The organism is Scytonema sp. HK-05, from assembly GCF_963872035.1.
Classification (GTDB): domain Bacteria; phylum Cyanobacteriota; class Cyanobacteriia; order Cyanobacteriales; family Nostocaceae; genus Kalymmatonema.
Map to the genome: position 1 here is coordinate 70,182 of NZ_CAWMYC010000106.1, position 19,676 is coordinate 89,857.

At 41.8% G+C, this 19,676-nt stretch carries 15 protein-coding genes; 6 read left to right on the plus strand and 9 right to left on the minus strand.

The window, feature by feature from the left end:
* The first annotated feature begins 114 nt into the window (after positions 1-114).
* Entirely contained in the window at positions 115-351 is a 237-nt protein-coding gene (locus tag AACT52_RS19965; protein ID WP_073633019.1) for a hypothetical protein, read from the plus strand.
* Positions 352-929: 578 nt separating this feature from the next.
* On the plus strand, positions 930-2,228 hold the full coding sequence (locus AACT52_RS19970) for an MFS transporter (RefSeq protein ID WP_073633020.1): 1,299 nt from the start codon (positions 930-932) through the stop codon (positions 2,226-2,228).
* A 298-nt stretch (positions 2,229-2,526) separates the two neighbouring features.
* On the opposite strand, the gene AACT52_RS19975 is transcribed toward AACT52_RS19970, so the two are convergent.
* The 5 genes from AACT52_RS19975 to AACT52_RS19995 form a co-directional block, all read right to left on the minus strand.
* Positions 2,527-4,029, minus strand: coding sequence for a family 10 glycosylhydrolase (locus AACT52_RS19975; RefSeq protein WP_198940963.1), 1,503 nt, complete (start codon positions 4,027-4,029; stop codon positions 2,527-2,529).
* Between the two features lie 596 nt (positions 4,030-4,625).
* Positions 4,626-5,024: a photosystem II protein Psb27 gene (psb27, locus tag AACT52_RS19980; RefSeq protein WP_073633022.1), complete on the minus strand. Its 399-nt coding sequence runs from the start codon at positions 5,022-5,024 to the stop codon at positions 4,626-4,628.
* Between the two features lie 128 nt (positions 5,025-5,152).
* Positions 5,153-6,295 carry a 7,8-didemethyl-8-hydroxy-5-deazariboflavin synthase subunit CofH gene (gene cofH, locus AACT52_RS19985; RefSeq protein ID WP_073633023.1) on the minus strand — a complete coding sequence of 381 codons (1,143 nt, stop codon included), beginning with the start codon at positions 6,293-6,295 and terminating at the stop codon, positions 5,153-5,155.
* 46 nt (positions 6,296-6,341) lie between these two features.
* Complete coding sequence (locus AACT52_RS19990) at positions 6,342-7,661, minus strand: glycosyltransferase family 87 protein (protein ID WP_143172829.1); 1,320 nt, start codon at positions 7,659-7,661, stop codon at positions 6,342-6,344.
* Positions 7,619-9,238: a glycosyltransferase family 39 protein gene (locus tag AACT52_RS19995; protein ID WP_073633025.1), complete on the minus strand. Its 1,620-nt coding sequence runs from the start codon at positions 9,236-9,238 to the stop codon at positions 7,619-7,621. Before AACT52_RS19995 ends, AACT52_RS19990 begins: the two co-directional genes overlap by 43 nt.
* A gap of 888 nt (positions 9,239-10,126) precedes the next feature.
* Here AACT52_RS19995 and AACT52_RS20000 point away from each other — a divergent pair.
* The 3 genes from AACT52_RS20000 to AACT52_RS20010 all read left to right on the plus strand — a co-directional run bounded on the left by AACT52_RS20000 (position 10,127) and on the right by AACT52_RS20010 (position 14,933).
* Entirely contained in the window at positions 10,127-11,503 is a 1,377-nt protein-coding gene (locus AACT52_RS20000; protein WP_073633026.1) for a hypothetical protein, read from the plus strand.
* A gap of 303 nt (positions 11,504-11,806) precedes the next feature.
* Positions 11,807-13,057: a glycosyltransferase gene (locus AACT52_RS20005; protein WP_073633027.1), complete on the plus strand. Its 1,251-nt coding sequence runs from the start codon at positions 11,807-11,809 to the stop codon at positions 13,055-13,057.
* A gap of 61 nt (positions 13,058-13,118) precedes the next feature.
* On the plus strand, positions 13,119-14,933 hold the full coding sequence (locus tag AACT52_RS20010) for a glycosyltransferase family 39 protein (RefSeq protein ID WP_073633028.1): 1,815 nt from the start codon (positions 13,119-13,121) through the stop codon (positions 14,931-14,933).
* An 80-nt stretch (positions 14,934-15,013) separates the two neighbouring features.
* Here the strand turns inward: AACT52_RS20010 and AACT52_RS20015 are convergent, their stop codons facing one another.
* On the minus strand, positions 15,014-15,619 hold the full coding sequence (locus tag AACT52_RS20015) for a DUF3318 domain-containing protein (protein WP_073633029.1): 606 nt from the start codon (positions 15,617-15,619) through the stop codon (positions 15,014-15,016).
* A 166-nt stretch (positions 15,620-15,785) separates the two neighbouring features.
* Between AACT52_RS20015 and AACT52_RS20020 the strand changes: the two genes are divergently transcribed.
* On the plus strand, positions 15,786-16,064 hold the full coding sequence (locus AACT52_RS20020) for a hypothetical protein (protein ID WP_073633030.1): 279 nt from the start codon (positions 15,786-15,788) through the stop codon (positions 16,062-16,064).
* Between the two features lie 89 nt (positions 16,065-16,153).
* Here the strand turns inward: AACT52_RS20020 and AACT52_RS20025 are convergent, their stop codons facing one another.
* From AACT52_RS20025 to AACT52_RS20035, 3 genes are all read right to left on the minus strand, one after another.
* On the minus strand, positions 16,154-17,842 hold the full coding sequence (locus AACT52_RS20025; protein WP_073633031.1) for an iron uptake porin: 1,689 nt from the start codon (positions 17,840-17,842) through the stop codon (positions 16,154-16,156).
* A 155-nt stretch (positions 17,843-17,997) separates the two neighbouring features.
* Positions 17,998-18,603 (minus strand): Crp/Fnr family transcriptional regulator, encoded by a 606-nt coding sequence (locus AACT52_RS20030; protein ID WP_073633040.1) that lies wholly within the window; start codon positions 18,601-18,603, stop codon positions 17,998-18,000.
* 799 nt (positions 18,604-19,402) lie between these two features.
* The gene (locus AACT52_RS20035; RefSeq protein WP_073633033.1) at positions 19,403-19,615 is read right to left on the minus strand and encodes a hypothetical protein; all 213 of its coding nucleotides are present in this window, start codon (positions 19,613-19,615) and stop codon (positions 19,403-19,405) included.
* Between the last annotated feature and the right edge of the window lie 61 nt (positions 19,616-19,676).

A 19,676-nucleotide genomic window follows, 5' to 3' on the forward strand; every position in this document is an offset into this window, starting at 1 on the left:
AAAGTCACATCGAACTCATTCCAAACTCATAGTGAACGAAAGCCTTGCTCAGACTGAACTTTAGATAAATTTACCAGAACATGGAGACTGTAAACCAAAACAAAAAAATTAACTATGAAAACGCCTAAAGTTTTAGCTTTCCAATTAGTCTTCTCCACTGTTGTGTCTTTGACAATCCTTTCTGGTGGTACATCCCTCTGGCTGGCTTCTCAACCTAAATTATCTGAGTATCAGGTGCGAGTTCTAGAAAACAGCACCGCAACTTGGCAAACAGGCGTCGGTGCGATTTTTGGATTGTTAGGCAGTAAAGCAACTGACCTCTTAGAGACAGAAGAACAAGAAAACGGGTAAGAGAAATAGTCCTAGCTCTTAGGTTAGGAAAAAGAAGGCTCTCGAGGCAGGTTCTGTACCTGCTTTTTTTGTGGTGTGGTTGCCTCATTATTGTGCCCCTAGGTTAGAAACTTGAGGCTATGTAAGTAAAGTCCACCTGCCTAAATTTTAAAAACCAATAAATATTACATAGAGTTTCCAGTGTACTTAAGAATAGTTGTAACTAAATTCATACAGGATTTAATATTCTGTTCCTTAACCCATGATGAGGACTTTGTAGATCAGGGAAAGAGATGTATAAGGCGACTCAAGGGTTGCTGAGAAAATCTGGGGAAGCTTATCTTTCATCGCTAATCACAATCAGGAGTATTTCATAAGTTCACTCATCTTAAGTGCTGTTAGTTTAGGTAGTGCTGCTTTCGGAGCGATCGCCCTAAAACATATTTTTTTCATTATGTCAATGTATAAGTCCAAAAATTGTCTAATTTGGAATTATGTTAAGATTTGTAACTTCCGATATATGTGTCGATATTAATTAAAAAGTTAAAACTACTTCAGCCTCATTTTCCACACAAACATAAATATCATCGGCAAAACCTATGCCAGACAAGTTTAGACCAAGCTTCAAAAGTTTGCGTGCCCTTGATTACTTGAACCTGTTTCTGGCAGACGTGCGGGATGGTGTCGGTCCATATCTGACCATTTACCTGAAAGCTTCACAAAATTGGAATCCAGCCCAGATTGGGATTGCCATGTCCGCTACGACGTTCGCCACAGTTATTGCCCAAACTCCAGTTGGTGCATTAGTTGACCGCATGCGTCAGAAACGCCTGTTGATTGCGTTGGCAGCTTTGTTTGTCTCTATCAGTTGCATCACCATAGCTTTAATACCTAGCTTTCCGATTGTCATCGGCGCTCAGATTATGATAGGCGTTGCCGCTGCGATTTTTCCACCAGCTATTGCCGCTATTACTTTGGGGCTGGTGGGACATGAGAGATTCGATAGGCGAGTTGGTCGCAATGAAACATTTAATCATACAGGCAACGTAGTAGCTGCCACTTTGGCTGGTTTAGTTGGTTACTTTATTTCCCGCCAGGGGATTTTTTTTCTGGTTGCGGCTATGGCTGTTGGCAGCATTATTTCGGTGAGGATGATTCGCCACAAAGAGATTGACCATGAGCTGGCGCGTGGTGCTACTGATGACGAGGATGATTCTTTTGGACAACAGCATCACCTTTCTGGAATATTGCAGCTACTGGAAGACCGCCGCATACTCTTTTTCTCTGTTGCCGTAATTCTTTTTCACTTTGCCAACGCTGCAATGTTACCACTGGTCGGTCAACTACTGGCAGAGGGTAAAGGCACAAGTGACACCGTTTATATGTCGAGCTGCATCATTGTGGCTCAGTTGGTGATGATACCCGTTTCTACCTTAGCTGGTCGTTTAGCACATTCCGGACGAAAAACCATATTCCTAGTTGGTTTTGCTGTCTTGCCCATTAGAGGAGTGCTGTATACGCTCTGGGACAATCCCTATTTTCTGGTCGCCGTGCAAATTCTTGATGGTATTGGAGCCGGAATTTTTGGTGTGGTTTCAGTGCTGATGATTGCTGATTTAACCAAAGGAACGGGTCGATTTAATGTCACCCAAGGGATACTCAACACTGCTGTAGGTATTGGTGCGGCTTTGAGCAATGTGCTAGCCGGGTATGTAGTAAAAAACGCTGGTTACAATGCTGGCTTTTTGATGCTAGCTGCGATCGCTGTTGTGGCATTGATAGTTTTTTGGTTTTTCGTGCCGGAAACAAAAACAGCAGTCAGCCCCTTCGGGGAAGTCAAAAGTCAAAAGTCAAAAGTTAAAAGTAAGAACCCCATAAATAAATTTAGGGGTTTGTAACAAGGACGCCGTAGACGCTTGCGCCTACTCGATGAAATACATTTTTTCTTTTTCCATAACCGCGCGTTGGGGGCTTGTACCTTTTTCTTTCTGGTCACCAAGAAGATATCAAAACAAAATAGTCTGGTCAAATTCTGATATGGCAAGTTTCAGTAATTCCTTTTCCTTAGAAAAAAGCCCAATAACAAGGAACTGATACCAAGTTACATTCAAGCAGGTAACCAAGAAGCGCTCTTCGGTTGACTGTTGACGAGTTTTCAGTCAACAGTCAACCGAAGGGCGCAAGGCAGAAGCGCCCCTATTGCACGCGACAGAACTTACGCTGGTTATCATGCTGTGGGTCTTGCCAAGAATAAGCAAAATGACTGACTCCTGCAAGTTGAGGTGCAAGTTGGCGCAGCGCCTGCATTTGCACTTCTAGTGGAGGACGATTGCTTATTGACTCTCCCCATTTACCAGCTAAAGCTGGAATCACTTGGGTACCTGGTTTTGCCAGGTTCAAAACCCGCTGTACCTGCGCCACAATACAGTCGGCACCGGCACAATTCGCATAAGCCATAGGATGCCACTCTAGGGTATTTGGGAACTTATCCCAAGGTTGCAACCGGGAATCATACCCTTGACCGACCATTTGGTTGCCATCAGGAAAAAATACTGCCCCTACTGGAATGCCTTGTTGCTGTGCTGGATAAGCAGCTAGGGCGACAAAATCGAGGATGCCTTGCATTGCGTGGGCGACTGCTAACTGCCATAACTCAAATTGTAGTTTCGGTTGCCTTTGGGTTGGGGGAAGGATTGACTTTTGCTCTGCGGGTAGAGTGCGACCTTGCCACAAGGGTTCTGCTTCTTGAGGATAGAGTTTATCGACCTCTCCTACATCTCCTGCTGTAATATATCCCTTACTTAAAAAGCGTCTAATGAATTCCAATCCTTTATAATTGAGCGCCCGTCGAAATAAAGCCTGTTGGGTCGCGTCACTGTACAGCCATAAATCTGTGATTTTCGTGGCAATGGAATCACTGCCAGCCTGTCGTGGATAGCGCACGTAGTCGAAGAGTACCCCATCTGGGCGACGACGCAGCACTTCCTGTAACATTTGGTAGTAATCTCGTTTCGCTTGCAAGTTGTACGGGTCGATAAATACCTGAGAACCGTTATCTACGACGTAGAGGCTGGTTTGACCCTTACCGTTGCGGGCGATCGCCCCTTCTCTATCTGAACGCTGGGCGTAAGTATAGCCAAAATTTGCTGTGAACATCCAAGCATATACCTTCAAACCCCGTTCCCGCCCTTTTTGAATTGCTGTAGCCAGCAAATCAGTCTTTTCTGTTCCTGGCGTGCGAATCACAGAAGGCCAAACTGTGGGGTTAGCGCCTGTTGGCAGTAGAACTTGCCCATCATAAAAAACTTCCAAATAAACTTCGTTATAACCTCGGTTAACAATCCGATCCATAATTTGGTCAACCAGTCCTGGCTGAACATCACACGGATACAAACGTAACCAGATCGCTTGCAGCTTAGGCCAATTACGATTGCGGCATTCCTGCAAAGCTTGTGCGTGTTGTTGCAAAAGTTGCTGGTAACGAACTTTTTGCTCTTGATTGCCTTTGAGTGCTGACAAACGTAAGTTTTCTTTTTCTTGCGCTTGAGGAGGTGATAAATGGCAATACTCTGTGAGTTGCGCCGCTGCTGGCTGATTCCTCAAAAAGGGGATCAAGAAACTACTGCTAAAAATGGCAGCAGCAAGCAGGCGTCGCCAAAAGAACATTGATTTTGCAACATTCAAAGGACAGTTGGACATACGTACAAGTACAAAGACAAAACAACCATCAACCCTAAGTCTAATTACGTAGGATGAAGTGTATCGAATTCTATGATTTAGAAATAGGGGTTTTGAAGCCTACATTGTATCGACTCCCAAACCCCTATTTCTGTTGCCGAATTTTGTTTGTTATTCAGCTTACTGGTATCCTCTGCTTACCTCCTTAGCTTTCTAGAGCGTCCTGTTGCGGTTCATTTATAGATAATATTTAACTGGGAAAGGAGCACTTACAGGAAATTCTTATGGAACGTTGGGATGCGCCCATTGTTTGCTATGATTCCAGAAATATTTTTGTGGTATTGAAATAAGTTGCAAAAAGTATTAGCAAATATTAGCAAGCAATAGCAGATGTGCTAGACTGGCTTCATGGAAACACAAGATTGCCATGAAGCTATCCATAAGCTTTTATTAGCTTTTATTTAATAGGGTAAGAAAACCGCATCCCGCAGGTGGCGTGCGTCTGACTTTTTTGACTTGATGATGTCACAAAAACATTGCTGAGTCTAGAGTTAAAGCTCAACAGTCAAAACTTTGGACTCTAGACTTTGACTCTAGACTGTGGGTAGCAGTTATATTTAAGCACCACGTTTTAACGCTGCTTCTACCTGCGCAAACTCCTTCTCTAAACGGTCTTTAAGTTTTTTTGGCACAGGACGATTTGGATAAGAACTATAATGTCCCGCTAGGGAGTTAAGAGCAGTTCGCATGGTTGTGAAGGAAGCTAGACCAAAAAGAGAGCTATCCCGCTGGTAGCGAGCTGCAAAGTCATTGATTTTCTTACGCGCTTCTGCTTGCAATGCTGCTTTATTTGATGAATCTTCTGGTAACTCTAAAGCAGTCCTCAAAGTCGTAACTATAGCTAAGGTATCTTGACGATAATCCCCTGTTAAAGCACCCGGACTGCTGTTACAGCCCATCAAACCAATAACGACAACCAAAACCAGGGGAAGCAGACGTGACCAATAGCGCTTCATAAGCATCAAGTGAAACAATACCTAAATCAACGTCCATCCTATCTTGGATTGGTATCATGGGGATCATCTCATAGGGGGACAGGGTATAGGATACAGCACAATTGAACCCATAACCCATAACCTATAACCTAACGTTCCACTTTTCGATACAAAGTATCACGTTGTTGGTAGGGACGTCCTAAGTTGGTGATAGCAGCCTGCAAAGTTTCGACTGACATATTAGTACCACCTTGAGCGCCTGCCATTGTCGTGATATGTTCTTCCATTAATGTGCCACCGATATCGTTGCAGCCCCACAATAAAGCTTCTGTTGCACCCAAAAGCCCCAGTTTTACCCAACTCGGTTGATGGTTAGGAATCCAATTTCCTAAGAAAATCCGCGCTACAGCGGTTAGTAGCAGTGCGTCTGTCAAAATGGGTTGATCGTGTCCTACACGGCGACGTAAAGGTTTGGGTGCTTCTTTGCCAACAAAGGGTAATAAAATAAACTCAGTCATACGGGCAGGATACTCCCGATGGATGGCAGTTTGTTGGAGACTTCGCAATTTTTCCAAATGCTTTATTTGTTGTTCTGGCGTTTCAATATGCCCCGACAGCATTGTACTCGTGGTATGCAAACCTAGTCTATGAGCTGTACTCACAATTGAGAGCCAAGTTGCTGCGTCGATTTTTTCTGGACAAAGAATACGCCGCACTTCATCATCTAACACTTCAGCTGCTGTTCCTGGCATAGAGTCAACACCAGCATCCCGCAAAGCTACAATGACATCGGCATACTCCAGTCCGTCTTGTCTTGCTATGAATTGCACTTCTTGCGGAGAAAAAGCGTGTAGATGCAGTTGGGGAAATTCCTGCTTAATAGTTTCCACAAGCTTAAGGTAATAAGGCAACGATTTTCCGTTCAAGAGCGCTTGTGGGTTTAATCCTCCCTGCATACAGATTTCCGTCGCACCCCGTTGCACCCCATCTGTCGCCTTTTCCAAAATCTGCGCCCAGTCTAACCAGTAAGCACCCGTCTCCCCTTCATCTCGCCGGAAAGCGCAGAAACTACAGTGCTGTTCGCAGATGTTGCTGAAGTTGATATTGCGGTTAATGATGTAAGTAACAGTGTCACCCGCTTGCTGTTGACGTAGTTTGTCAGCTGTAGCGCGAATGGCGGCAAGTGCACTTTGGTCAGTTTGTTTCAACAATATCACTCCCTCTTCGGGAGACAAATCGTACCCACTCAAGGCACGGTCAAGAATAGCATCAACAGTTACAGTAGTAGACACAGTTTATCAAAAGCGAACCACATTTCTTATTTTGACAATCTTCTTGCTAATTGGCATTATTTCGCCTCAGCACAGAATTTATTGAGCTTGGCAGATAATCTAAAAATATCCAGAGACTAAATCCTAAAATTAAAAAATTTCTTAAATTTAGCCATAAAATTTTAACATAATCAAGCTGGCGAAAACTACCATATGACGCCATTATATAGGTAGTGATACAAATAGCTAGCATCAAAATAGCGTGGCGTGGTTTTAATAGCGCTGCAAAAGGAATTATCCATACTATATATTGGGGTGAAAACACCTTATTTGTAATAATAAATATTAACAAAGATAGCAGCGTGTAGGCTACTAAGCTATCCACTTTCATCAATTCACTTTTCAAGCGTTCTTCTCGGAAACGATACCAGCAACTCACTAACATCAAAATGTAGAGAATAATTAATAAGAGGGGCAATACAGCCAGCATTATATCATCTACAGGAGAAATTATATTCCGTGAACCGTAGCCTGCAACCGTTTTAAGTTCTATTAATCCCCACTTGTGTACCAAGCTGATTATCCCAGCAGGTAATGATTCAATTTGTAAACCCCGTTCTTCATGGTAACTCAAAAAGGAAAACAGCTTGTCTTTGGTAGTGAGGAGAAATGGTAGGAAACTCAGAAAAACTGCACCAAGAGTTCCCAACCATATATTTAGAATGGCACGGTAGGATTTATTGGTAAAAAAGTAAAGTGTAAAGACGGGAAGTAACACCAAAGGATAAAGTTTAGCTGCTACACCCAATCCAAGAGAAATACCTGCTAAGGTAGGACGATTAGATAAGACAGCGACTAAAGCTACAAGTGTTAAGACTGTCGGAAATAAATCATATCTCCAAAGTAGAAATGGTGATATTATGAATGCAAATAATGTGTAAAAAACTAATACTTTTATTCTTTGGCGTTGAGAATCCCTCACTGATACCACTCGTAATAGGAGCAGAAGATTTATTGTGCTGAATAATATGTTTTCTAACAAAAATAAAAATGCATATATATAATAATTTTTTGCAAGTCCTAATCCTATAATTATAGGTAAAACAAACGGTAATAGGGCAAGTGGCGGGTACTCTAAATCAAAGTCTCGATAGGGCAATTTACCCTCTAGGAAATAAAGCGAAGACCTATAATATATATTTAAATCGTGAGTTCCCACCATCTTCAATATAGTCAATAGACCTACAATAAGTAGCCCTACCACTTGGATTGCTACTATCCAGAATATCCGATTTTTTGGAGTTGTTCTTTCTTCAAGTAGCATATTTGTCAACTCTGTATATTTTAAATATTTATGCTGGAAATTTTTTTCTCCTTTAGCCGCCAAAGTCTACCATTTTTGTAAACCTTATCAAGAATGAATGCCTTTTCCAAGTCTGATTTAAATTTTTTTGAGGGATTATATAAAAAGACATCACTGAAGCCATCAGGAATTTTGGCTAGAGTGCGTTCTGTAACTAACTGCATTTGCACATTTGGTTTTAGCAAATGACTCAGAGACATAATATCTCCAATATTAAGGGAATACTTACTGCTGATAAAAAGTGGTTTAATGGAACTGTTGATTATTCGAGCTATTCGGGGATTTGCGTGGCTCCCTTTACTCCACCATGTCTCTGCTTGCGAACTGACTGCACAGGATAAAACGCCCGTGGAAATAACTGCTACCAAAACTAATCTCCAAAATCTGCGTTGTCTCACTTTATGAGAGATGATTTGGCTTGCTAATAAGTAAGCAACAGCTAGTTGAATACCTACATAAGAGGGGATGTTGTATCGAGAGCGAAGACTGAGTTCGCCCCCAAGAATGACATCATTTAATATGAGAGTTAAAGCAGGCACTGCAGATAAGGTAAAAATAAATAGCCAAACTTTTTTTTCAGTTCTGCAATATATAAAATAGAAAGAAAATACCACTAATATGAGTAGTAAGGGAACCAGATATCGACCCCAGCGCAAACCAGGAATATTTAAATCTGGAAAAAATGGTTCATAGCGCCAAAAATCACCAAACAAATAACTGTTATTACTCGTCCACCCTGTGATTAAAGCTGATATTGATTGTCTTTCTTGAGCGCTGCTTGTTGTCTGTTTGACTTGCGACAAATTATTAATAATAACTAAAATCCAAGGTAAGAAAGCGAGAAACCCAGCACTTGCTGCAACCAAGTACGCTTTAACGGGTTTAGTAAATCGAAAGCCTTGAATAACAAATACGTAGATACCGTGAGCAAGCGTCACCAACGCAGAAAACAAGAATGTGTACAGCCCTAGTGCTACTGTGATGGCATACATCACCCAAAGCTGCTTGCTACCTAGCCGGATTGCTCGTAACAGTGTAGCACTTGTAAGTAAGATAGTCACCGTCCATAAACTGAACTGCCGTGCTTCTTGAGCGTACAATACATGAAAGGGAGAGACTGCTAAAAGTGCGACAGCCATCCATCCTGTGATTGGTGATTGAAATAATTCTAAGCACAGCCAATAAATGCAAGGAAACGCAAGCAAGCTAATGATTGCTGATAAGCTTCGGGTGACTGCGATTGAATTTCCAAAAATTTGCACCCATAATCTTACCAACACGTAATAAAACGGAGGATGCTGAGCATCTTCCACTGCTAAAGAATTGATTGTGTCAATGACACCTTTTTCTGAATTAGGGTACTGATACTTCCTGACAGATTCAACACCAATGACTTGTCCGTTAAACACTTGCTGGACAAACTCGTTTTTAGTGTAACCAGACATCCGTAGTCCAGTGTAAGCTTCATCGTGCCAGTAGACTTTTTGCTCAAGATTAACAAAGCGAAAAAAAATCCCCAAACCTAGCAAAACAATAATGAGAACCCTAAGCCAAGTTGTTAGCTGTCTTGGGAAGAGCCGTTCTCTACTGGTTGTTCGCATTAGTAAAAAACAAAGTATCTAGCTTTGTTTATTTTCGGCTGTTTATAGCAGGTGTGTCAAAAGTACGACTGTAATACATAGTAGATACTTCTACTATACATAGACATAGTTTGGCAATATTTAACAAAAATTTGTAATTTTTGTTAAAACTTTACAAAGCTGGTTTCAAACATACAGCAGCAATATTGGCGTCAGAAGTCAGAACCGGAGACGCTTTGTCAAGGAGTTAGAAGTAAAATTTGCTCGCTTGTCTATCTGGCTCTTGAGTTAAAAAGGTGTAGCTCAATAAAGATGCCAACTGCTGTAGTTATTTGAAATACTGTTTTCTGGACAAACGTGAATCAAATACTTATTGCAAACAAAAAAACATAAAAGATATGTTAAATAACTTCTATAAATAGATTTTGCCAATCTATTTTTCTATGAAAAACCTGTTTCATTAATACAATATAATATCAGTTTTCAATAAAATTATGATGAGACTTGACAAGCTATCTTTTTCTTTGAATAAAGTATAGTAACATTTCATCTATTTTTCATATTTTGGGAATTGTGTAAAGAGTAAATTAAGTAATTTTTTTTCCAAATACGAGTGCTATACTTTGCTCATATTGGTGGTTGCAGCAAGAAACTTGTTTGGAGTAACTACACTTCAAAAAGCAGGGAGGCAATAGAAATTCATTTGCCAGTTCGTTCATTACCTTGTATAGAAATTCATTTCCCACTCGGTGCATAACCTAGTGAAAAAATAAATTTTTGGGTAGGAATTGCTCTTACTCTAATTCGAGTAAAAGCTTTTACTCTTAATTTTTTATGCAAATTTAGCGCCACTATTTGGCAACTCCTATCCAAAGGTAGGAGAAACTTTGTATTGATAACTATTTGAAGATGATCAAGCACATTTCTCATAGAATATTCATCACTGTATTTATTTTGATTGGTCTTCATGCAACGCCTGATGGACCTCAAACCAATCGCTATACTGATGCCATTCACTCGTTTGTTAATTTCGGTACATTTGCTCTCCAAAAAGGATACCGTTCTCATATAGATATTTTGCTAATCAATAATAATGCTTACTCTGTCATTCCGCCTGGTATTCCAATTATCCTGGCTCCTATTTACTTTATTCACCAAATGTTAATGAGGGTTGTTGGCATTCCAGTAGGAGAGGTTTATTGGTCAATATTTAATATATTGTCGAATATTTGCGTCATGGCTCCTCTTCTTGGAATTGTGGCAGTCATAATGTTTAAAACTTTAAATCATTTCACAAATGACTTGACAAAAAAATTATGGCTCGTTTTTATCTTTATTTTCGGTTCCTTAGTATTTTTCTATTCTACTAATGGAATTTGGGCTCATGTGTACACAATGTCATTTATTTTTATAGCTTTTTATTTGATTCTTAATCAAGCAAATAGTTTTTTAATCGGAGTTTTCTTAGGTTTGGCTCAATTTGTTGATTATATTGCTATTGTTCCAATATCTTTGCTAGTTGGATTTTGGATATATTTAAAAATTAAAGATAAGCAAAATAAAATTTTACTGGTAGACATACCTTTATTGTTTTTAGGTTACTCAATCTTTATAGCAATAATTATGTTTTATAACCAAAGCATCACAGGCTCAGTCTTTCAAACTCCTAATTCACTGTTTCTCCAACAGTTGAATCAACAAGAATCAATGCAGAAAAGTATGTTCTCTTTGCCTTCTTTAGAAAGAATATGGGGTTTGACATTTAGCCCATTTAGAGGAATTTTTATATACTTTCCTCTGACATTTTTGTTTTTGGCTTCTTTTGTTAAAAAGACTTTTCAGAAAAACAATGCCATATTGTTTTGTTTTATCTTCTTTGCTTTTATCTTTGTGTTAAATGCTTCTTACTATGCATGGTCGGGTGATGTTTGCTTTGGACCGCGTCATTTAGTGGTCGCTACCCCGTTTATTATTCTTCCAATTGTGTACTGTCAACTGAAATATATTAAGTTATTGGGTATAGTATCTATTTTTATCAATTTAGCTGGAGTCTCTACGATTCCGTCTAGTAATTTATTTATAAATATAGCGATGTTCCTTTATCGAGGACTTTTTCTCCACTGGCTAGATTACTTATACAAAGTAGTATTGCCTCAGTATTACAATGTTCGTCTCTCTTTAATGACACCCTTCTTCATATACGTAGCAACTGGTTTCCTCATTTACTTTATTTGGAAACCAAGCATCAAGCAGCAAGACGTGCTGTTTAAAGATAGGGTTGCATAACTATGTATAACTTCTTTTCAAGGCAAATAGTATCAAAAATACTAAGATTTGAGGAATGCTTTTTGAAAATAGAATTGCTCCAATTAAGGATTAGAAAATAACCTGATCCAAAACCTGACAACGTCGTTATATTATGTCTGGTTAATTGCCCATATATTTTTTTGTAGTAAGGACAATAACCCTTGCGATATCAACAAAAGAGGACTAAAGTCCTCACTACGAAATTATTCAAGCTTGTATTACCGGGGTTGATATGATTTGCAAAATTAGTGAAAATCTGTTTCTCAAATAATCATTATCTAAATGAGTATCATCGAACCTAATTCCCTCTTGCCAGTACCTACTGGCGCATTACGAATTCCAGAATTGCCGAGAGCAACGATAAACGCAGATGGTGAACCCCTGTTGTCTCTGGTGATTCCGACTTACAAAGAGGCTGCAAATATCCAAAAAATCGTCTCTATATTGAACAACTTGTTAGATGAGTTTATACCAGGAAACTACGAGTTGATTGTCGTAGACGATGATAGTCCAGATGGCACTTGGAAGATTGCACAGTCTTTGATGGAAGAATATCCGCAACTGCGGGTGATGCGACGACAGCATGAAAGGGGACTATCCAGTGCAGTGATTCGTGGATGGCAAGCAGCTACAGGACGTGTTTTAGGAGTGATAGATGCTGATTTACAACATCCACCCCATGTGCTGTTGCAACTATTGCAAGCTATTGAACAAGGAGCAGATTTAGCTGTTGCTAGCCGTCATGTAGAAGGCGGTGGAGTCAGCAGCTGGAGTTTTGCGAGGCGTTTGTTATCACGAGGTGCCCAGTTATTAGGATTGATCATCTTACCAGGGGTTCTCTCAAGAGTGTCAGACCCGATGAGTGGTTATTTTATGCTCCGTCGCGACTGTATAGTTGGACAAACGCTCAATCCCGTAGGATACAAAATTCTGCTGGAAACTATCGGGCGCGGAAACGTCGGCAAAATTGCGGAAGTTGGCTATGTGTTCAGTGAGCGCAAAGAGGGTGAAAGTAAGGTAACTTGGAAGCAATATGTTGATTACATCCATCACCTCATTCTCTTACGCGTATCTACAGGTCGGCTAAGACGATTCAGTCAAGTGAGTGAACGTGTCGGTTTCCCCATCGATCGCTTCCTCCGCTTTGGCTTGGTGGGACTATCCGGGGTATTTGTCGATATGGTGCTGCTTTACTTGCTCAGTGACCCAACGACTTTGGGTTTGCCTCTAACACGCAGCAAAATCATTGCAGGTGAAGTGGCAATTGTCAATAATTTCTTGTGGAATGATATGTGGACTTTTGCTGATGTCAGCAGCCAGCAGCGGGAATGGCGTCAGCGCTTGAAGCGGTTTTTGAAATTTAATATGATCTGTCTTGCTGGGCTGGTGTTGAATGTGTTGGTGTTGAACTTGGTGTTCAATTTCGTCATTCCTAACCGCTACATTGCGAACCTGATTGCGATCGCGGTAGCTACTGTTTGGAACTTTTGGGTGAACTTGAAGCTGAGTTGGCGCGTCACACAGGTGAAATAATAGAAGGGAACAAAGAGTGAGGAGTTATGAGTTATTAGTTATAAGTGATAACTCCTAATTTATGAATTTAGTCCTTAAAACTCAAAACTCAAAACTCAAAACTCTATTACTGCTGACGGTTTGGCTCTTGATCGCCATCGGCTTGCGCTTAACTAACTTGAGTGCTAAACCCCCTTGGACTGACGAGTTTTCTACTCTGGTGTTTAGCCTCGGTAATAGCTTTTTGCCAGTACCGTTAGATCAGCCGATATCTGTCGATGTCCTATTACAACCACTACAACCACAGCCGACAGTTAGCATAAAAGATGTCTGGAAACATCTATCAACTGAAAGCAATCATCCGCCGCTTTACTTTTTCCTGACTCACTGGTGGCTGCGGCTGTTTCCCACAAATGAGGGTTTGGTGTCCTTGTGGGGAGCGCGATCGCTCGCTGCTGTTTTCGGTGCTGCATCTATTCCAGCTGTTTATGCTTTAAGCAAGCTCGCATTTCGTTCCCGTCTCGTGAGCCATTTCGCGGCTGCGATGATGGCAACATCACCTTATGGCATTTTTTTAGCACAAGAAGCCCGTCATTACACTTTAGCAATCTTGTGGGTGATTGCTTCCCTCGCTTGCTTAGTCATTGCCAGTCGCCACATCCAAAACCGTACTCAAATACCCATCTGGCTAGCCCTCTCGTGGGTGGGAATTAATGCTATAGGCATTGCTACTCACTACTTTTTCACCCTCACCCTCTGCAGCGAAGCGTTGGTTTTGCTCTTTCTTGCTTGGCGACAGTGGCGAGAAGGGGATAAATCAATTCAAAATACCCTGCGGGAAGCCGCCCAGGGGGCGTCTACAAAATTCAAAATTCAAAATTCAAAATTCAAAATTCAAAATTCGGAATCTCTCTCCAGCCCCTCAGCCCCTTGGTTCCGAATCTACGCTGTTGCTGCGGGTACATTTGTAGCGGCTTTAGTTTGGCTACCAGTGTTTTTACAGAACAGTTATGGAGGTAAGTTGACTGAATGGATTCAAAGTCCACGTACTGGAATGGCTTGGATAAACCCAATTTTTCAAGCAATAGCCGCATGGATTACAATGATTTCCTTGCTACCAGTAGAAGCCTCACAGTTAGCAGTTGTGATTGCTTCTGGAATGGTAATGCTGATTTTCTTCGTTTGGGCAGTACCAATTTTAGTGCGTGGGATTAAAGTTCAGCTTAAACAACCACAAACCAGTTTGATGGTTCAGGTGTTTGTTGGTTTGGTTGTCGGGGCGATCGCTTTATTTTTTATTTTTACCTATTTTTTTGGTATTGACCTCACACGGGGGGCTCGTTATAACTTTGTCTACTTTCCCGCTGTCATAGTTCTACTTGGGGCAAGTCTAGCAGTTTGTTGGCATCATCCCATATTGGCGAAAGGCAGATGGGGAATAAATGGCAAAAAAGCTGTGGTGATAATTTGGTTAATGGGATTGGTAAGCGCTATCACTGTTGTCTGCAATCTAGGCTATCAAAAATATTACCGTCCAGACTTATTTGTACAACTCATTGAGCAAACATCCCATGTCCCTGTACTCATTTCCACAACCCAAAAAACTCATGTACACATTGGGGAAATGATGGGGATCGCCAGGGAATTTAAAATGAAAAATTCAATTGAAAATTCAAAATACACATCACCTCTATTTCTCCTTGCACATCAAGACGAAGATCCCAGTACTTCCACCTCTGCCTTACAAAATACTTTAAAGACGCTGCCACGTCCTTTTGACTTATGGTTAGTAAACTTTTATGCTACCGAACCAGAGGAAGTGAAAAACTGTGTTGCTGACACGAAATCCTTACCAGCAGTCAACGGCTACGAATACAAACTGTATCATTGTGGTTAGAGACGCGCCATGGCGCGTCTGTACATTTGTTGTGAGTTGTTGGTTGTTACTAACTACTACCCCACTAACCACTACCCACCTTACTTATCTAAGTCTTCCGGAACACGTACTGATGACAAACCAGCTATTGTTCGTAAGTTTTGGCTACGAATCAACTCAGTAAAGTCTAATCCAGAACGCTTTTCAATCTTTGCCACCCCCTCAATTGCAGATAACAGATGTTCTGCTGCTTCAGCTTCCGAGTAACCCCGTCGTTGCGCGACACGGATGGCGGCTTCATCGGCGTTTAACTCTGTTTGCTGGGAACGGTTAGTGCGCCAGATGCGAAGCATAGCCACCGTAGTTAATCCACCAGCGACAACTACACCCACTGCATCTGCTTGGGCTGATTCTACAAATCCACCCAAAAGACCGGCGATCGCCACAGCTTGATAAATGTCAGGTTTAAACCACTTGACTCCCGTCAACCAGCCCACAGTCCGCAAGAGTAATAAATCGCGTTGCGGTTTCGTCAGGCGACGCCATAAATCGAAATTAATATAGATTGGTCGTTCACTGTTCCAAGGCAATGGAAATGTTGCGTCAATCACTTTTGCCTGTTCAGGCTTGCTGACGATTTTTGTCAACATTCGACCAGAAGCAGGCATTAAATCTAGCAAACGGCGAATTTCAGCGTTTGGTTCCATTTTTAATCAGCTTAGAATCCTCGCGTGTTTATAGCGGGGAGAGTCAAAAACCTTTTAATATATGCTTAGAATACCTGGTTTATTGGCTTCAATGGCAACCACAAGTCCAAAGACTTTGTATAGTCATGCATAATTGATACAGCTAATGACATATGACTCATAACTGATGACTATGGATGCTTTTGCTCCAACCCCCCCTGAATGGACTAAAACAGCAATTCATGCTTATGAATTTTGCTGTCCTAGCTGTCACTCAAGTAGCAAGGATGCTGTACAAGTCTGGATAAATCGTCGTTCGCCTGTGATGACAGAAGACTATCGTCGGAAATGGCAGGAATTTTACCAGTGTCATTGTGGTTGCGTGTGGTGGGCTTGGAGTAGCGATCGCCCCAAAACGACGCCTCCAGAGGGCGATCGCCCTCCAACAAATCTCAAGGATCAATAGTCATGAGTCATTACTGAAAAAGCCTGCTTAGGCAGGCTTTGTTTGGATAACCCTACTCCATAAGACTGAGGGTTGCCGTATGACTAATTTTAGAAAGTAAAGGTGGTACGCAGTGTACCTACATAAATGGTGTCGTTGTTGTCGTTGTGTTCTGGGTTCAAGATAACTATTACACCAGGGGTCACAGCAATATTGTCACTGAGTTGCAGTCTGTACAGCGCCTCTAGGTGATATGATGTATCCCTATCTTGACGACGAACGCCACCTGGCCCAATGAAATCGTTGCCAGTCGCTTTGGGGGGTTGACCAAAGATAAAAGCAAGCACGCTACCTTGTCTGCCAAAGTCTCTGAAAGCAAGGGTAGCAGCATAGGTCTCAAAGTATGCATTATTACCACTTGCAGTCCCCTTACCTTGTGCCTCACTGTAACCATACCAACCACCAATCGTAATTTTGGGACCTAGTCTCAAGGCGGCTTCTACGGCGTAATGGTCAGAACTCAGGGCAGCACCATTGAAGGGGTTATTGGCATACTGACTACCTGTAGCGTCAAAGAGGCTAATAGTACCACCACCAGCAGTACCTCCTGTATTTTGATAGGTATGAGCGTAGGTCAAACCGATGTTCAACGCTTGACTGGGCTGGAAGGCTATCTGACCGATAGCTGAATAACCTCCATCGAACAGACCTGAGCCATCGCTCGGGTTATTCGCTCTATTAGATAAATAACCCGCTGACACCGTGATAGGTCCTTTGGGATTCAAGTTAATTGTCGCACCTGAACCGCCATTACCTTGACGGTAAATGGGGTTGAAGCGACCAAAGCGGGAGACAGCACCCCTACCAGAACTCGCGAGGTCTGGGTTGAAGTTGTTGATGTTCTCGTAGAACTCCCCACCAAATGCATCAACCTTGATGCGTATAAACTCACTTAAGTTAAATGCGTAGTTGAGTTTGTCAATCTCAATGTCGTTGGAGCCTATACTAGTACCTCGACCAGCACCACTCCCCCTATCCCCGTCAAATCCCAACCGGGTCATGTCAGTACCCGTTACACCCACACCGTATGGGGTAGTATTGCGAGCCTGCAAACGGGTTTGCAACTGGTCTGTACCAAAGAAGCTGGTGTTCAAGTTCAAACGAACTCGGTCAGAGAAAATGGTGTTAGATTGCAACTCGGGAGCTCCTGCCGTGCTGACACCAGAAGGAACAGCCCTATTATCGCTACCAAAAATATCAGATACGTTGAAAATTGCTTCCCCAACCAATTTGGTGGTGGTGGAGAATTGATTGGCTTCCAACTCAGCAGTACGAGCTTCTAAAGCATCGACACGACCGCGCAGGGTAGCCAATTCAGCAGAGAATTCTTCTTGCAAGCGCTGCAAAGTAGCTAAGTCTTCTTTCCGTACGATATCAGCGGTAGCTGTTGCAATCAGTTCGTTCACCCGATCCAAACAAGCATTCAAACCAGCCGCAAACTCATAACGCGTCAAAGCACGGTTCCCGCGATAAGTCCCATTAGGATAACCAGCAATACAACCGTAGCGCTCTACTAAGGACTGCAATGCTTGGAATGCCCAATCGGTTGGCTGTACGTCGGAAAACTGAGAAACAGATGTTACTTGACCGAGGTTGTCAGATTGTGATGTCAGCTGGGAGACAGAAGTCACCTGTTCGTTGACTTCAGAAGCCATAGCGCTATTTGCAGCGAAAAATGTGGCGGCGACAACAACTGGACTCAGCTTGAGAAAGTTTTTAGCCTTAAATAGTTTCTTCATGATTTATGTCTCACTCACACCTACCGACTTAATCATGGTATAATTCCCTAAAGTATATAGTTTTCTTGGGAATTTACTAATGATTTTCTGTCAGAATTGTACCAGATGTGAGTGGTGATTAAAACAAGTTAATCACCACTTATTTTTCATGATGGCTATTTGCATCCTTTATTTGATAAACGCAGAATAATGCGACGTTTGTGACGTATAAGGGTTCCTTCTTCCTCAAACTGCTGGAGCAGCCGAGTTACGGTAACCCTTGTTGTATTTAGCACCTCTGCCATCTCTTGATGAGTCACATTGAGGTCGATTAGCTTTCCTTGCTCCACGTCGCGACCGAACTTTTCACTTAGCCAAACCAAAAATTGCCATAAGCGCAAGGACATTGGCTTACGGTGTACGATGCTCAGTAATTCTTCTGCCTGTTGGATGTGAGACAATAGAGCCTCGACATGCTGATTCCATAAATGAGGTGGTACTACACTCACTTCCACGCTAGTCAGGCATTCAATTTGGTACGGCTTGACATTGGACAAAGGATAACCAACCAAATCCCCAGTTCCCCAATAACCCAAAGTGATAAACGTTCCGTCTTCACTCCAGGTTAATGTGCGAACTGCTCCGCGCTCAATCCGCCAGAGTACGTCATTCCGCGCCGGAATAATTTCGCGTCGCGTCAGGAGTCGTTGCGGCAATTGTCCAGTAGAGGAAGAATGATGAGACTGGGCAGAATTTTGAGAACGACTTGTGGAATACATCATGAGATTTTGTAGAGTAAAACTAATTGAGTGATCGATTTCGAGGTTCTGATCGCCATCTGGAGTAGTTCGCATCAGATGTTGCCTCATGGGGAAATTGCTTCAGTTGATCACACTGGGACTCCTTGGCATCAAGCTAAGCCATAAGGTAGATTTCAGCGCTTGGAAGACTTTGGTAGCTTAAGAAGGCTATAAGGCTGGTTGACTAAAATAGGAAAAGTGGGTTAATGAGTAAGAATTCAGACTCTGTGCAAGCTGTAAACACTACACCAGTGCAAAGCTTATGAATGCGGTAGGTGTGTAAAAACAAGTCATACAGTTAACTAGTGTTCAGAGCATACTATTTTTGTCTGACATGAAATCATTTTCGTGTAAAGTTGATGCCTTATGTTATTTTTATTTCTAAACATTTATTGAGAAATGATATAAAAAGCAGAATTCGTGTATAAAAAGTTATTCTCTAAATAAATAAAAATGAAAATAATAAACAGATTAACATAGCATTTTTTGATTTTTTTTGTCAAGTAAATTGGGTTTTGACAAAGTAACAACCGCTCGTTTGCGCGGAGGATCAGAATTTTTGCTTGACCAATTGGAATCAACAGGGATTTGACGAGATTGTAAAAATTCTTCACCTGTTGTGGTGGTAATTAGAAATTATCTGGTGTTAGACACCTGGTTTTTACGAGTACCCTTTGCCTCTCCTGGCTATTGTATAAGAAGAAACATTATTTGCTGGTTTGGAGCAAAGCAAGGTTTTGTGGTTTCGCACTCCATGAATTCAATACCAAATAGCAAAGCTTTAGGGAGCATCCTCTGCACTTGTGGGTATGTACCAAAAGGCGTTGTTACCAAACAAATCAGATAGATTTGCTGGTTTTCCCTTGTCGTTTGTGCAGCTTTTGACAGCTTTATTGATTTTGCTGCTGGACATATGTGTCACCATCCAAACAGTATAGAAAGCCACGGCTTTTCCTGCTTGTGCGCGCCTACCCAGCGCCTGATGATAAGACACACAGCTTTCACCTATTGCCGCAAGGAGGCTCCGACTGTACCTGTACTCAGGTCAGTGGTGA

Coding starts and splice junctions, on each gene's coding strand:
- AACT52_RS19965 (WP_073633019.1), top strand. CDS start 115: ATGAAAACGCCTAAAGTTTTAGCTTTCCAATTAGTCTTCTCCACTGTT.
- AACT52_RS19970 (WP_073633020.1), top strand. CDS start 930: ATGCCAGACAAGTTTAGACCAAGCTTCAAAAGTTTGCGTGCCCTTGAT.
- AACT52_RS19975 (WP_198940963.1), bottom strand. CDS start 4,029: ATGTCCAACTGTCCTTTGAATGTTGCAAAATCAATGTTCTTTTGGCGA.
- psb27 (WP_073633022.1), bottom strand. CDS start 5,024: ATGAAGCGCTATTGGTCACGTCTGCTTCCCCTGGTTTTGGTTGTCGTT.
- AACT52_RS19995 (WP_073633025.1), bottom strand. CDS start 9,238: ATGCGAACAACCAGTAGAGAACGGCTCTTCCCAAGACAGCTAACAACT.
- AACT52_RS20000 (WP_073633026.1), top strand. CDS start 10,127: ATGATCAAGCACATTTCTCATAGAATATTCATCACTGTATTTATTTTG.
- AACT52_RS20005 (WP_073633027.1), top strand. CDS start 11,807: ATGAGTATCATCGAACCTAATTCCCTCTTGCCAGTACCTACTGGCGCA.
- AACT52_RS20010 (WP_073633028.1), top strand. CDS start 13,119: ATGAATTTAGTCCTTAAAACTCAAAACTCAAAACTCAAAACTCTATTA.
- AACT52_RS20015 (WP_073633029.1), bottom strand. CDS start 15,619: ATGGAACCAAACGCTGAAATTCGCCGTTTGCTAGATTTAATGCCTGCT.
- AACT52_RS20020 (WP_073633030.1), top strand. CDS start 15,786: ATGACTATGGATGCTTTTGCTCCAACCCCCCCTGAATGGACTAAAACA.
- AACT52_RS20025 (WP_073633031.1), bottom strand. CDS start 17,842: ATGAAGAAACTATTTAAGGCTAAAAACTTTCTCAAGCTGAGTCCAGTT.
- AACT52_RS20030 (WP_073633040.1), bottom strand. CDS start 18,603: ATGATGTATTCCACAAGTCGTTCTCAAAATTCTGCCCAGTCTCATCAT.